We start from the raw sequence: 13,992 nt of genomic DNA, 5'->3' as shown, positions 1-13,992 counted from the left end.
GGTTCTGGGAGAGCAGGGTGCCGACGTAGCGCGGGTGCGCGCTGCCGTAGCCGAGTTCGTCCCAGCCTTGCACGTAGCCGTCGGCATCCGCGAACTCGACGGACAGCGAGAGCAGTTCGGCGGTGGCGCCGACAGGGCCGGGCGTGGCGGTGGGCGGCAGGGGCACGTTGCCCGCATCGACCAGCGACAGCGCGGCCGCGCCGCTGTCGGACCAGACGCTGCCGGTCTTCAGGTACAGCGTCGGCGTGTTGGCAGCGACGATGCGAAGCATGCTGCCCTCCGGTGCATTCGTCAGCGAGAGCACGGTGGCCGAGCGACCGCTCTCGCGCACCCGCACCGTGCCGTTGCCGGCAACGCCGGGAAATCGGGCCCGCACGAAGACATCCTCGGCGGGCGTGTTGTTGCCGTCGCGCAGGCGGCCCGCGGCAGTGGCCGCACCATTGGCGGTGCGCACGACGTACAGGCGCGAACCGCCGTTGTCGAAATAGGCACGCGCCGCATGGGCGACGAAGTTCAGTCGGTCGGCGCCGTTCGTCACGTCGCTGAGCCCGAGGTTCTGCAGGCTGCCGTAGATCCGCTCGAAGTCGGGCAGGCTGGTCACCATTTCCGGCGTGGCCAGGCGGCCTGTGGTGCTGCCGACCGGGCCGCGGCGCGTCGGCCCGACGAAGGCGGTGGTGCTGGTTCCCACGCCTTCGATCGACTTGGCGCGGAAGCTGGTTTCCTCGACGTATACGCCGGGTGCCAGGTATTCAGGCATGGTTCATCTCCTTTTGCATGAAGGTGGACGTCTGGAAGAACTGGCGTGCGGCCTTCATGGCAGTGCCAGAACGAGGAAAAGCGATTGCCTGCGGCCGGTCGCCAAGGTCACCGCCTGGGTGCTGCGCGGCAGGGCGGCTCGTTGGGACTCGACGACTTCGGGATCGATCTGCGGCAGCGCAAGGGGCGCGCGGCCGGAGCTCAGCTGCGCCGCGCTGATGCGGGTGCCGCCGCTGCCGGGAAACACGCCTTCGATCTGCGCGTTGATCTCGTTCACCGTCACCGCGGCCGGCGTTTCCGACCAGGTGGTGACCGGCACGCCGGGCACGGCCACCAGCGCTTCGCCACGCCAGTCGCTCAAGCCGCGCGCCAGCGTGTTGCCGCCGGAGGTGACGATCAGAAGGACGCCACCGAGCGCGTCGCCGCTGGTGCTGTCGCGCACCGCGACGCGCAGCACCGACCAATTGAGACCGACGGGCGCCGTGGCGGCCGGGTAGAGCGGCACCTCGATGGGACGGAACAACGAAGCGGGCGAGCCCGCATTGGCCGGTGCGGGATCGCGCGGCAGCGTGACGGCGACGCTGCGTGGCAGGTAACGGCCGCTCCGGTCGCCGACCAGCAGCGTGAAGGCGACGCTGCCGAGAACCGGCTGCACGGGCGCCGTCTCGAAGGCATCGGCATGCAACGCCAGCAAGGGGTGCTCGGCATGCGTGATGACGTACAGGCCGCTGCGGTTGCGCAGCAGCCTGGCACCGTCCATGCGCACGTCGAGCGGCGTGTCCACGCGGGTGCGCGTGGTGGCGTCGAGGAACTCGATCGCGCCGAGCACGCGGCGCTCGAGGCGATCGGTCTCGCGCATCAGCAGCGCACTCATCGCGCGATCCCCGCTTGCCAGGCCGGGCCGTACCCGAAGCGCGAAGCGACCACCGGGGCTGCGCCCTCGAAGACGTCGGGATCCAGCCGCACCAGGCGCACGACGTAGGAGACCGACAGGTGGTAAGGCGGCGTGAGCGCGTCCCAGATGCGCATCATGTCCTCGTTGGACAGCTCCGACGGGATGATCTGGATCACTTCGTCGGGCCCCCAGCCAGCCTCGGGCGACAGCGCCGAGGCGTCGAGCAGCGGGTGCTGGTACAGCTGGCGCATGGCCCAGGCCATCGGCAGCAGTTCGGCCTGGGGGGTGCCAGCCCAGGCGGTCAGGAGGAAATGCAGGTCCAGGCCCAGCGGCGGCTGCTGCTGTGGCGACATCGGTTGCGGGCGTTGCTGGCGCTGGTGCTCGTTGACGGTGACGCGGTATGGATACAGCGTCACGCGCGTGTCGTCTTCGATCGGGAGCGCCAGTTCGCCCGATGACACGAGCGCGAAGTCGCAGGTCGGCATGGCTTGTGCACCCACCGTGGCCGGATAGGTGTTGCGCAGGTAGGTCACGATCGAGTGCCCGACCGAATGGATGGCCTGGATGTTTGCCATGCTGCTTGCGCATTGCCGCGGGGGCTGTCTCCGTCGAGGCGTTGTCGGGCTGCCGGTCAAGGGGAACTCGACGGGGCGGGAGCGCGGTAGACCGCGCTTCCGTCCGGCAGCGTGTCGCGTTGCAGCCGGCCTTGCTGCACCAGCGCATCGAGCGCGAGTCGCAGGTCGGACCGAGGCACGTCCACGCCTATGTCGGGCAACCACCAGTCGTGGATGCCTTGTTCGGTGTCGGCGGCGGAGGGGTAGCGCGCGAGCCAGGCCTCTATGGCCTGCATTGCTCGCCGTGTCCTCGGCCCTGCCTCATCGAACAAAACATCTCCAGCAGAGTTCGCGCTCTTCTTGCGAGAGGCGTGCCATGGATTGCCTGATCGCAAGTGGTTGATTTGATTGGAGCTGGGGTGGCAGCTGGGTCGCAGACGACCCACTGAGGCCGACCCACTGCGGCGAGAGTGACCCGCCCATGTGGCTGAAGCAGGAGATCGCCGCCCCCGCTTCGCGAAGGGTTCTGGGCGCAGCGGACCTCAACAAGGGGGAGGGACGGAAGAGCGAGGACGCTCTTCGCGTGAGCCCGGATGCTCAATCCGGGGTGCGTTGCCGATTCGACCTGTCAGGCGTCGGACGTTGGAAACAGCGGCGCGACGAGCAGGTCGTCCTTGATGCCATGTTTCTTGAGCAGCTTGCCGAGTGAGCGGCGTTCCTTGCCCGCAAGCCGGGCTGCATGCGTGACGTTGCCATCGGTCGCATGCATCAGGCGCCGCAGGTAGTCACGCTCGAAGCGTTGCATCGCACGCTCGCGTGCTTCGTTGAAGGCATGGATGGAGTCGTCGTGCGAGTCCGCCACCTCTATCCGCGCTGCAGGATCGGCACTCGGCTCCAGGTGCAATTCCTCAGCGTCCGACAACAGCAGGGCGCGCTGCACCCGGTTGTCGAGCTCGCGCACGTTGCCGGGCCAGGGATAGGCCTCCAGCCATTTGAGGCTTTGCGCATGCAGCCGACGCAACGGCTGGCCATACTGGCGCGCATGACGGGCGATGAAGTGGTCGGCGAGGATGCGCGCATCGCCGGCGCGTTCGCGCAAGGGCGGCATCTCGAGCAGCAGCACATTGAGCCGGAACGCCAGGTCGTCACGGAAGGCACCGATGCTCAGCAAGTCGTTCAGTCGCGGGCTCGCCGCCGCGATGATGCGAACGTCGCCCGTGCACTCGCGCGCACCGCCGACCGGGCGGTAGCGATAGTCCTGCAGGAAGCGCAGCAAGGAAACCTGCGCGCGCGGGGGGAGCGAATCCAGCTCGTCGAGAAACAGCGTGCCGCCCTCGGCCGCTGCCACCAATCCGCTGCGCGCCTGCTTGGCATCGGTGAAGGCGCCGCGTTCGCAGCCGAACAGTTCGCTCTCGATCAGCGACTCGGGCAAGGCACCGCAGTTCAAGGGCACGAACGGGCCTTCGCGCCGCGCCGACAGGTAGTGGATGGCGCGTGCCGCCAGCTCCTTGCCGGTCCCTGTTTCGCCCTGGATCAGGACCGGCGTTTCGTAGTGCGCCATGCGTTCCATCAATCCCAATGCGTGAAGGAAGGATGGCGATCGACCAATGAGCTTGGACGGGGTGGGGCTGAGCACGGCGCGGATCCTGATGCGTTCGTTGTCGTCGGCGCTTTGAAGGCCCCAATGATTGGCCACTGCTGGCATTTAGGAATCCCTATGTTGATGGATGAGCTTCGGGGCTCCAAGCCTAAGAACTTATCCGTAAATAGGCAGAATGCCGATCCGATCCGATCCGAGCCGCGGCGAGCACGGCGAAGGACCGAGACCTTGGGCAAGCGCGTCGAATCGTGGGTGGTGACTGACGAGTTCTGGCAGCGGGTCGAACCGCTGATTCCGCTGCGCTCAGCGGCTGACCGAATCTATGTTCGCAAGCCGGGAGCGGGCCGGCCGCCGAAGCCGGCGCGGCTGGTGTTCGAGGCCATCGTCTGCGTGCTGCGCACGGGCTGCCAGTGGAAGGCTCTGCCCAAGGAGCGCTTCGGCAGCGCAAGCGCCATCCACAAGCGCTTCCTCGAGTGGGAGGCAGCGGGCTTCTTCGAGGCTTTGTGGAAAGCCGGCCTGGCCGAGCATGACCAGATGGAAGGCATCGCCTGGCGCTGGCAGGGCATCGACGGCGCGATGATGAAGGCGCCGCTGGCCCAAGAAGCCGTCGGCCCGAATCCAACGGATCGGGGGAAAAGAGGCAGCAAGCGCCACCTGCTGGTGGACGGTCGTGGCGTCCCGTTGTCGCTCGTCGTGACCGGGGCTAACGTTCATGACTGCAAGCGGCTTGACGATGTGCTCGGCGCCATCGCTGTCAAACGCAAGGATCCGCCGCATCGGCGAAACAAGCATCTGTGCGCCGACGCGGGCTACCGTGCGCCGAGCACCTGCGCACCATCGAGCACCACGGCTACATCCCTCATGTCGTCGTCTGGGATGAGGCCTACCTCCGAGTAATTCGACAGGAGTTGGTGACCAGTTTCCGCCCATCCACGCCCGATAGGCGGGAGACGGAGCAATGAAGTCTTGTCGCGGAGTTGCGACAGGAAACCGTTCATCCGTGGTGGCGCCTTTCGGTCCGGACGAACGTTGCGTAGGGAGTGTTCAGCATCGTACGGCCGCAGCGATGCCAAGATCATCGGGGCGCAGCCGCAGACCTGCGGTTTTCGCCGGGAGTTGCGCGTTACCGCCGAAAGAAGGGCTAGGTTTCCATCCGGCAACCAACCTTCTCGAACCAACCGCCGACGGGCGGGCCTCATCAGTAATTTGACATAATATACATTGTCGCGCTTATCGAGACCGGGAGACAGCCGTTGGGCGTCCGCCGTCGAGCCCCGCCATCGACATTCGATGCAGTAACCTGCGTCGTCATGCGCCGACTCCAGCTGATCACCTACCGTCACCGCTCGCGCTCGACGAACTGGACCCTCGGGCTGCTCCTGGCCTTCAATGCCGGCGCTGTGAACGCCGGGGGCTTCCTGGTCCTGCACACGTATACGTCGCACATGACCGGCTTCGCGTCRCAGCTCGCCGACAGCGCAGTCCTCGGGAACGGCGCACTTTTCCTGAGCGCGCTCGGCGCCATCAGCGCATTCGTCATCGGCGCCGCCGTGTGCGCGGTCCTCGTCAACTGGGGCCGCCAGAACCGGCTGCGTGCCATCTACGCGCTGCCGCTGCTCCTGGAAGCCGCCTTGATGTTCCCCTTCGGGATCATGGGCGCCATCACGCTCACATGGCCAACGCCATTTGCGGTGCCGGTGACGGTGCTGCTGCTCTCATTCATCATGGGCCTCCAGAACGCGGTGGGCTCCAAGACATCAGGCGGCAGCATCCGCACCACGCACATGACCGGCAACATCACGGACTTCGGGATGGAACTGGGCAAGCTGATCTATTGGAACGCCCGCCACACCCCGTCAGTTCAATTCGTTCGGCATGAAAAGGCACGGATGAAGCGCTCGGCCGGCCTGATCCTCATGTTCGTGCTGGGCGGCGTGATCGGCGCGTCGGGCTTCAAGCTCGTGGGCTTCATCTGCGTGGTGCCGCTGGCCTTGCTACTCCTTGCCTTGTCCGTTCCGCCCCTCTGGGCCGAGATGCCTCTCCTGGTCGCGCATCGCCGAGCCTGGCAGTCGCCGCGAAGACCCTGAACCGGCCACCGGTCCGAGCCGGGGCCCCGGGCTCCACCCCGGCAGCTTCGCATTCCCCATCGCCCATTCGCATGGATCGAACGCCCCTGGCACGCCGGACCGGACACTGCTGCCACGGCCGCGTCCGCGCCGCAAGCACTGAAAGGTAATAGCGTGTTGCCAACCCACCCAACCAATCCAACCCGGAGGGCCCCCATCCATGACTCGATTGACCCATGAGCACCTCGAGGCGATCGAACGCCACGCCCATGTCGCGCCGGTGCAGCAGTTGCGGCTGCAGGTGATGCAGATCCGGGACGAACTGCAGCACCTCGTTGCCGACGAGGCCGACTACGCGCGCGCCTTGCTGATGAAGCTCGGGCGCATCGTCGACGAGCAGTTGACGCCGCGTGCGACCGCACAGCCCGCACCCGCCTGGTTCGGGGACTGGCAGCCACCCGCGTGGCTCGCACAGCCGATCCAGATCGCAGCCGCGGCCGTCAGGGCGCCGCTCTCGACACCTGTGATGCGAACGCGCGTCGGCCGGCGACGACCGAAGACCGGTCCCACCCTGCCGCAACGCGCGGCCGGCGCGGGCACGGCCTGAGCCTGGCCCGGCAGCAGCCGCAGCGCCGTCGCGCGCTGCGTGCTCTGCCTGGCATCGTTTGCAGTGGCGTGTGCAGTGCGCCGGGCCTGCTGCGAACAGGGTGAACTGCACAATTTCTCCTCTTGTGGTGGCTAGGGTCGCCAGTGCTCCACCGATCCGCACACACATTCAGGAGGACTGATCATGAGCACTGAAACCACCGGTCTCGACGTTACCGATCCCGAAACCACCGTCCGCTATGCCCGCTGCATCGAGCTCTCGAAACGCGTGCGCTGGGAGATCGACCGCGACGTCATCCGCAGCCGCAGCTTCGATTTCGACCAGAAATTCCTGCCCGACGGGCTGACGCAGCTCGACCGGCTGCAGGGCTACAGCGCCAGCGAGAAACGCCTGCTCAGCCAGATCCAGGGCCGCACCTACGCCAACATGTTCGGCATGGTCGAGCGCTTCATCAATGCCAAGCTGCTGGACGTGAGCCGCGAGTACTGGTTCGGCGACCAGATCGCCCTCGAGGCGCTGATCCGCTTCAGCGACGAAGAGCTGAAGCACCAGGCGCTGTTCCGGCGGCTCGAGCACCTGATGGCCGCCGGCATGGCGCCCGGCTACCAGTTCGTGCCCGAGGCCGACCCGGTCGCCCGCCTGGTGCTCAGCAAATCGACCTGGGCAGTCCTGGCGCTGACCTGCCACATCGAACTCTTCACGCAGACGCACTACCAGCGCAGCATCCACCCCGATCCTGAGCTGTCCGAACTGTTCCGGGACGTGTTCCGCTTCCACTGGAAAGAGGAATCCCAGCACGCGGTGCTCGACGAGATCGAATGGCACCGGGAAGACGCCAGGCTGACGCCGGCCCAGCGCGATGCGGCGGTCGACGACCTGATCGCGCTGATGCTCGCCGTCGACGGGCTGCTGCGTGCACAGAGCGAATCCGACGTCCGGTACTTCATTCACCGGCTCGGCCCGCGCTCGCCGGAGCAACTGGATCAGCTGCGCGCCGTGATGCTGCGGGCCTACCGCTGGCAGTACATCGTCTCCGGCATCGAGCAGCCCCGCTTCTTCCAGCTGCTCTCCGGCCTGCTCACCGAGGAGCAGATGAACCGCGTGACCCATGCGCTCACACCATTGATCGGCTGAATCCCCAGCGTCCGCCGATGCCAAAACGCGGCATCATCCGCTGATGAGGAAGGGGCATCTGGCGGGTCCGGCAGTTCCGCATGCAGTGGCAGGCTCGGGAGCGAGCACCCTCGCCCCGCGCCGGCCCGGCCTGCGCCGCAGCCAGTCGGTGCTGGTCGTGGGGCTGCTGGTGATGGTGCTGACGCTCTCGGCGGCAGGTTTCATCAGCTGGCGCAGCCGCCAGGACGCCCTCGACGACTGGCGGCTGTTTCTCTCCAAGCTCTCGACGCTGGCCGTGCGCCATGCCGACCAGACGCTCGCCGCGGCCGACGCCGTGCTCGGCCGCGTGATCGACGAGATCAACAAGTCCGAGCCGATCGACGAGGTCGCGCTGCGCCGCATCGCCGGCCGGCAATCGGTGTTCGACATGATGCGCGAGCGCCAGAAAGACCTGCCGCAGATCGACGTGATCTCGATCGCGACCACCGCGGGCGACATCGTCAATTTCTCGCGCGGCTACCCGCCGCCCGACATCAACGTGTCCGACCGCGACTACCTGAAGACCCACCTGTCCAACCCGTCGCTGGAGGTGTTCCTGTCCGAGCCGGTCAAGAACCGCGGCAACGGCCGATGGACCTTCTATCTCGTGCGCAAGCTGCGCAATCCGCAGGGCCGGATGATCGGCATCGCCCAGGTCGGCATCGAGAGCGAGTATTTCGAGCGCTTCTACCGCTCGATGAACTTCGAGCAGGGCGACGTCTCGCTGGCGCTGCTGCGCGGCGACGCCACGTTGCTGGCGCGCCACCCGCCGCGCGAGGATTTCATGGGCCAGGTCATCAAGGGCAGCGGGTCGCTGCGCGCGCTGGCCGAGGGCGCGCAGGCCGGCGGCACCGCCCTCTTCAACGACCCGCGCCCCACCGACCCGAGCGATTCGCGGCTGCGCATCGTCGCACCGGCCGTGTCGCAGGCCTACCCGATGGTGGTCAGCATCATCGCCACCGAGACCGTCGTGCTGGCGCACTGGCGCCGCACCAACTGGCTGGTCGTGTCGGTCGCGCTCGCGATGAACGCCCTGCTGCTGTGGCTCACGCTGTCGGTCTATCGCCTGCTGGAGCGGCGCGACCAGATGCTGAGCGAGCTCGAGCGCGCCCGCTCCACCGCTGAAAGCGCGAGCCGCGCGAAATCCGCCTTCCTGGCCAACATGAGCCACGAGATCCGCACGCCGATGAACGGCGTGCTCGGCATGACCGAGCTGCTGCTGCAGACCGAGCTGACCGCCCGCCAGCGCGACCTCGCGACCGCCGCCTACGGCTCCGGCGAGACGATGCTGCACCTGATCAACGACATCCTCGACGTGTCCAAGATCGAGGCCGGCAAGGTCGAGCTCGAGGCAATCGATTTCGACCTGTCCGCGCTGGTGCACGACGAGCTCGGGCTGCATGCTGCGGCGACCCGCCGCAAGGGCGTGGCGCTGTCCGTCGAGATCGGCCATGGCGTGCCGCAGCTGGTGCGCGGCGACCCGATGCGGCTGCGCCAGGTGCTCGCCAACCTGCTGAGCAATGCGGTCAAGTTCACCGAACAGGGCGAGATCGAGCTGAAACTCGGCGCACTCGATGCCGGCGGGGCGCCCGGGCCGCGCATCGAGTTCTGCGTGAGCGACACCGGCATCGGCATGGACGATGCGGCGCGCGCCCTGCTCTTCCAGCCCTTCACGCAGGCCGACGGCTCGATGACCCGCCGCTACGGCGGCACCGGGTTGGGGCTGGCGATCACGCGGCAACTCGTCACSCTGATGGGCGGGACGATCGCGGTCGACAGCGTCAAGGGGCACGGCTCCACCTTCTTCGTGCGCATCCCGTTCGCCGCGGCGCAGGGCGTGCCCGTGTCGCGCGAGCGGCCGGTCGCACCGGGCGCCGGCAGCGCGCCGCTGTCCGGCCGGCGTGTGCTGCTGGCCGAAGACAACCCGGTGAACATGGAGGTGGCGGCGGCGATGCTCGAATCGCTGAACCTGCAGGTCGACCGCGCGACCGACGGCCTGCAGGCCATCGCACGCTGCCGCGAGCGCGTCTACGACGCCGTGCTGATGGACTGCCAGATGCCGGGCATCGACGGGCTGGAGGCAACCCGCCGCATCCGGGCCCAGGGCGAGCGCGAGCTGCCGATCATCGCGCTGACCGCCAATGCGATGGCCGGCGACCGCGACGACTGCCTCGCGGCCGGCATGAACGACTACATCGCCAAGCCCTTCACCCGCGACGTGATCGAGCACGTGCTGCAGCGCTGGCTCAGCGCGCCGCCGCGCCTGGCGCCGCAGGCGCTGGCCGAACTGAGGGCCCGGCAGCGGCCGGGCATGCACGACCTGCTGCATTCGGTCACCTCGACCTTCCTCGGCGAGGCGCCGCGGCTGATGCAGCAGATGCGCGCGGCGGCCGCCGAACCGGTGCAGTGGACCGAGCTGAAGCGCGCCGCGCATGCGCTGGCCACCTCGGGGCGGCAGCTCGGTGCCGAGCGCCTGGCCGCGCTGTCGATGGCACTGGCCGACAGCGTGCACACCGGCACGAGCGGCGACCTGGGCGCGGCGCTCGACGAGATCGGCGCGGAACTTGCACGCGTCGAGTCGGACGTGCGAGGCTTGTAGGCAACAAGGAGATTCACATGGCAACCCGCGGATTCTTCGGCCGCCGCCCGGCCACCGACGTGGCGAAGCGGCTGCCGCCCGGCCAGCACCTCACCGATGACTTCCCGGTGCTGTCGTACGGCCCGACGCCCGACGTGCCGCTGGCCGACTGGCGCTTCACGCTGCACGATGGCCCGCGCCCGCTGGCCAGCTGGTCGTGGGACGAGTTCAACGCGCTGCCCCAGACCACCTGGCGCGGCGACATCCACTGCGTGACCACCTGGTCGAAGTTCGACACCGAATGGCAGGGCGTCACCGTCGACGACCTGCTGCGCGCCGCCGGCATCGAGGCACCCACGCCCTGGGTGCTGGCGCGCTCGTTCGACGACTACGACACCAACGTGCCGATGGCCGACCTCGCCAACGGGCAGGCGATGGTCGCGACGCGCTTCGGCGGCGCTCCGCTTGCGCCCGAGCACGGCGGCCCGGCACGGCTGCTGGTGCCGCACCTGTATTTCTGGAAGAGCGCGAAGTGGGTCAAGGGCCTGCGCTTCACCGCGCGCGACGAGGCCGGATTCTGGGAGCTGCGCGGCTATCACATGCGTGGCGACCCGTGGCGCGAGCAGCGCTACACGAACGATCCGTGATGGACTGGAGCGAGGTGGTGATCGACGAGGTCCGACCCCGCACGCCGCGGGTGGCCAGCGTGTTCCTGCGCCTGCAGCTGGCCGCGCAGCACGCCGGCCAGCACCTGGACCTGCGGCTGACGGCACCCGATGGCTACCAGGCGCAGCGCAGCTACTCGATCGCGTCGGCGCCGGGTGCGGCGCGGGTCGAGCTGATGGTCGAGCGACTCGACGACGGCGAGGTCTCGCCCTGGTTCCACGAAGCGGCCCAGGCCGGCGACGCGCTCGAAGCGCGCGGCCCGATCGGCGGGCACTTCGTGTGGCAGCCGGCCGATGGCGGCCCCTTGCTGCTGGTGGGCGGCGGCTCGGGCGTCGTGCCGCTGCTGGCGATGCTGCGGTTGCGGCACCAGGCCGGCCGCGGCCTGCCGACGCTGCTGCTGTACTCGGCACGCCGGCACGAGGAGTTGATCTGCGCCGACGAGCTGGCCGCGATGGCAGGCGCCGATCCATCGCTGCGGCTGGTCTTCATCACGACGCGCGAGCCGCGCCGCCGGCCCGGCGACCTCGATCGCCGGCTGGACGATGTGCTGCTGCGCGAAGCGCTGGCCGGCTGGGGCCATCCGCCCGCGGCGACCTTCGTCTGCGGCGCGACGCCGTTCGTCGAGGCCATCGCCTCGGGCTTGCGTGCGGCCGGCATCGACGCCTCGACGATCCGCACCGAGCGCTACGGCGGGGCCTGAACCCGGGTTGAGGCGACAATCCGCCGATGCCCCGCCCCCCCCTGCGCACCGTCTGCGCCCACCGCTACGTCACGCCCTTGCGCGAAGGCGGCTCGCTGCCCGCGATCATCGAGGCCGATGACCAGGGCCTGTACGTGCTCAAGTTCCGCGGCGCCGGCCAGGGCCCGAAGGCGCTGATCGCCGAGCTGGTGTGCGGCGAGCTGGCGCGCGCGGCCGGCCTCGCGGTGCCCGAGATCGTGCTGGTCGAGCTCGAGGCCGAACTCGCCCGCACCGAGCCCGACCCCGAGATCCAGGACCTGATCCGCGCCAGCGCCGGCCTGAACCTCGCACTCGACTACCTGCCCGGCTCGGTCACCTTCGACCCGCTGGCCGACCAGCCGGCCGCCGACATCGCGTCGGCCATCGTCTGGCACGACGCCTTCGTCACCAACGTCGACCGCACGCCGCGCAACAGCAACCTGCTGATGTGGCACCGCCGGCTGTGGCTGATCGACCATGGCGCGGCGCTGTATTTCCACCACGCGTGGGATGGCCACCTCGACCGCGCCGCCAGCCCGTTCGCACTGGTGCGCGACCATGTGCTGCTGCCGTTCGCCGCTGCGCTGCCCGAGGCCGATGCGCGCATGCGCGAGGCGATCACGCCGCAGGCCATCGCCGACATCGTCGCGCTGATCCCCGATGCGTGGCTCGGCGAGCCCGAGGTCTTCGCCGACCATGCCGCGCACCGCCAGGCCTATGCCGATTACCTGACGCGCCGGCTGGCGGCGTCGCATGTCTTTGTCGAGGAGGCGATCCGTGCCCGCTCCCAGCTCCGCTGATCTCTGCACCTACGACTACGCGATCGTGCGCGTGGTGCCGCGGGTCGAGCGCGGCGAGTTCATCAACGTCGGGGCGATCGTCTCGTGCGCGCCCTCGGGCTTCCTGCAGGCCGGCATCGAGGTCGACGAGGCCCGCCTGCTGGCGCTGGACCCGGGCCTGGACCTGGCCGCCATTCGCGCCTCGCTGGCCGCGATCCCCGCGATCTGCCGCGGCGGTGCCGAGGCGGGTGCGCTGGGCCGGCTGCTGCCGCGCGAGCGGTTCGACTGGCTGGTCGCGCCGCGCAGCACGGCGATCCAGACCTCGCCGGTGCACACCGGCCGCTGCCGCGACCTGCCGGGCGCGCTGGAGCGGCTGCTCGATGCGATGGTGCGGCCGCGCCGCGGCGCCCTGCCCGACCCGCCGGCGGATCAGCCCAGGTAGCGGTTCTCGAGGTGCCGGCGGAAGTGCAGCGGGTTCAGCGGCTCGCCACTCGCGCGCACCGCGAGTTCGGCCGTCGTCCAGCGGCTCGCCTGCTGCCACACGTTCTCGCGCAGCCAGTCGAACACCGGTGACAGGTCGCCGGCGGCGATGCGCGAATCCAGGTCCGGGTGCTGGCCGCGCAGGGTTGCGAACCACTGCGCCGCGTACATCGCGCCCAGCGTGTAGCACGGGAAGTAGCCGAACAGGCCGTCCGGCCAGTGCACGTCCTGCAGCGCGCCGTTGGTGAAGTTGCCGCGGGTGCCGACGCCCAGCAGTTCCATCATGCCGGCGTCCCACAGGCCGGGGATGTCTTCCGGCTCGATCTCGCCTTCGATCAACGCACGCTCGATCCGGTAGCGCAGGATCACGTGGGCCGGGTACGTCACCTCATCGGCGTCGACGCGGATGAAGCCCGGGTTCACGCGCGTGACCAGCCGGTACAGGTTGTCGGGCTCGAAGGCCGCTTGCGCGCCGAAATGCGTGGCCAGCATCGGCGCCAGCAGCTGCGTGAAGCCGCGGCTGCAGCCGAGCTGCATCTCGAAGCTCAGGCTCTGGCTCTCATGCAGGGCCATCGAGCGTGCGCTGGACACCGGCTGGCCGAGCCAGTTGCGCGGGCGGTTCTGCTCGTAGCGGCCGTGGCCGGTCTCGTGGATGGTGCCCATCAGGCTTTGCAGGAAGCCATCTTCGCGGTAGCGGGTGGTCAGGCGCACGTCTTCGGGCACGCCGCCGGAGAACGGATGGGCGCTGGTGTCGAGCCGGCCGGCCTCGAAATCGAAATCCAGCAGGTGCATCACCGCCTCGCACAGCCGGCGCTGCTGCTCGACGGGGAACGGGCCCACCGGCTCGAGGCAGGTCTCGCGCGACTGGCGGTCGCGCACCTGGGCGATCAGGCCAGGCAGCCATTGCCGCAGGTCGCCGAAGACGCGGTCGACCTCGACGCCGGTCATGCCGGGTTCGTAGCGGTCCATCAGCGCGTCGTACTTCGACAGGCCGGTCTGCTCCGACAGCAGCCGGGCTTCTTCGCGGCCGACGCGCAGCACCTCGCGGAAATTGACGACGAAGCCGGCCCAGTCGTTGGCCGGCCGCTGGCTGCGCCACGCATGCTCGCAGCGCGCGGTGGCCAGCGAGCGCGCCTGCACC

13 protein-coding genes and 2 pseudogenes are annotated in these 13,992 nt (G+C 68.9%); 9 read left to right on the top strand and 6 right to left on the bottom strand.

Annotation, left to right across the window (positions count from 1 at the left end):
- The 5 genes and pseudogenes from AC1D12_RS09895 to AC1D12_RS09875 form a co-directional block, all read right to left on the bottom strand.
- A pseudogene (locus AC1D12_RS09895) lies at positions 1-757 on the bottom strand (phage tail sheath family protein); the annotation flags it as partial.
- 54 nt (positions 758-811) lie between these two features.
- The gene (locus AC1D12_RS09890) at positions 812-1,630 is read right to left on the bottom strand and encodes a hypothetical protein (protein ID WP_477828582.1); all 819 of its coding nucleotides are present in this window, start codon (positions 1,628-1,630) and stop codon (positions 812-814) included.
- Positions 1,627-2,226: a Pvc16 family protein gene (locus AC1D12_RS09885; RefSeq protein WP_047512697.1), complete on the bottom strand. Its 600-nt coding sequence runs from the start codon at positions 2,224-2,226 to the stop codon at positions 1,627-1,629. The genes AC1D12_RS09890 and AC1D12_RS09885 overlap by 4 nt, the downstream gene beginning before the upstream one ends.
- 56 nt (positions 2,227-2,282) lie before the next feature.
- A complete protein-coding gene (locus AC1D12_RS09880) occupies positions 2,283-2,501 on the bottom strand; it encodes a hypothetical protein (protein ID WP_047512690.1) in 219 nt (72 codons plus the stop codon).
- 332 nt (positions 2,502-2,833) lie between these two features.
- Entirely contained in the window at positions 2,834-3,910 is a 1,077-nt protein-coding gene (locus tag AC1D12_RS09875; RefSeq protein WP_465113541.1) for a sigma 54-interacting transcriptional regulator, read from the bottom strand.
- 123 nt (positions 3,911-4,033) lie between these two features.
- On the opposite strand from AC1D12_RS09875, the pseudogene AC1D12_RS09870 reads away from it, so the two are divergent.
- The 9 genes and pseudogenes from AC1D12_RS09870 to AC1D12_RS09830 form a co-directional block, all read left to right on the top strand.
- A pseudogene (locus AC1D12_RS09870) lies at positions 4,034-4,674 on the top strand (IS5 family transposase); the annotation flags it as partial.
- Positions 4,675-5,115: 441 nt separating this feature from the next.
- Positions 5,116-5,892 (top strand): YoaK family protein, encoded by a 777-nt coding sequence (locus AC1D12_RS09865; RefSeq protein WP_477827307.1) that lies wholly within the window; start codon positions 5,116-5,118, stop codon positions 5,890-5,892.
- 199 nt (positions 5,893-6,091) lie between these two features.
- A complete protein-coding gene (locus AC1D12_RS09860; protein WP_156155186.1) occupies positions 6,092-6,478 on the top strand; it encodes a hypothetical protein in 387 nt (128 codons plus the stop codon).
- Positions 6,479-6,661: 183 nt separating this feature from the next.
- Entirely contained in the window at positions 6,662-7,612 is a 951-nt protein-coding gene (locus AC1D12_RS09855; protein ID WP_047512661.1) for a diiron oxygenase, read from the top strand.
- 85 nt (positions 7,613-7,697) lie between these two features.
- Entirely contained in the window at positions 7,698-10,229 is a 2,532-nt protein-coding gene (locus AC1D12_RS09850) for an ATP-binding protein (RefSeq protein WP_477840167.1), read from the top strand.
- Between the two features lie 17 nt (positions 10,230-10,246).
- The gene (locus AC1D12_RS09845) at positions 10,247-10,855 is read left to right on the top strand and encodes a sulfite oxidase-like oxidoreductase (protein ID WP_477827025.1); all 609 of its coding nucleotides are present in this window, start codon (positions 10,247-10,249) and stop codon (positions 10,853-10,855) included.
- Positions 10,855-11,574 carry an FAD-binding oxidoreductase gene (locus AC1D12_RS09840; RefSeq protein ID WP_477827026.1) on the top strand — a complete coding sequence of 240 codons (720 nt, stop codon included), beginning with the start codon at positions 10,855-10,857 and terminating at the stop codon, positions 11,572-11,574. Before AC1D12_RS09845 ends, AC1D12_RS09840 begins: the two co-directional genes overlap by 1 nt.
- Before the next feature lie 26 nt (positions 11,575-11,600).
- Positions 11,601-12,392, top strand: coding sequence for a HipA family kinase (locus AC1D12_RS09835; RefSeq protein WP_477840165.1), 792 nt, complete (start codon positions 11,601-11,603; stop codon positions 12,390-12,392).
- Complete coding sequence (locus AC1D12_RS09830; RefSeq protein ID WP_477827028.1) at positions 12,370-12,813, top strand: DUF3037 domain-containing protein; 444 nt, start codon at positions 12,370-12,372, stop codon at positions 12,811-12,813. Before AC1D12_RS09835 ends, AC1D12_RS09830 begins: the two co-directional genes overlap by 23 nt.
- Here the strand turns inward: AC1D12_RS09830 and AC1D12_RS09825 are convergent.
- A partial coding sequence (locus AC1D12_RS09825) for a carboxypeptidase M32 (RefSeq protein WP_477840163.1) occupies positions 12,801-13,992 on the bottom strand: 1,192 nt, incomplete at its 5' end. The genes AC1D12_RS09830 and AC1D12_RS09825 overlap by 13 nt on opposite strands.

It is taken from the genome of Rhizobacter sp. P1_G5, from assembly GCF_056405435.1.
Note: the sequence above shows the minus strand (reverse complement) of the source record. Positions and strands in the feature narration are given on the sequence as shown.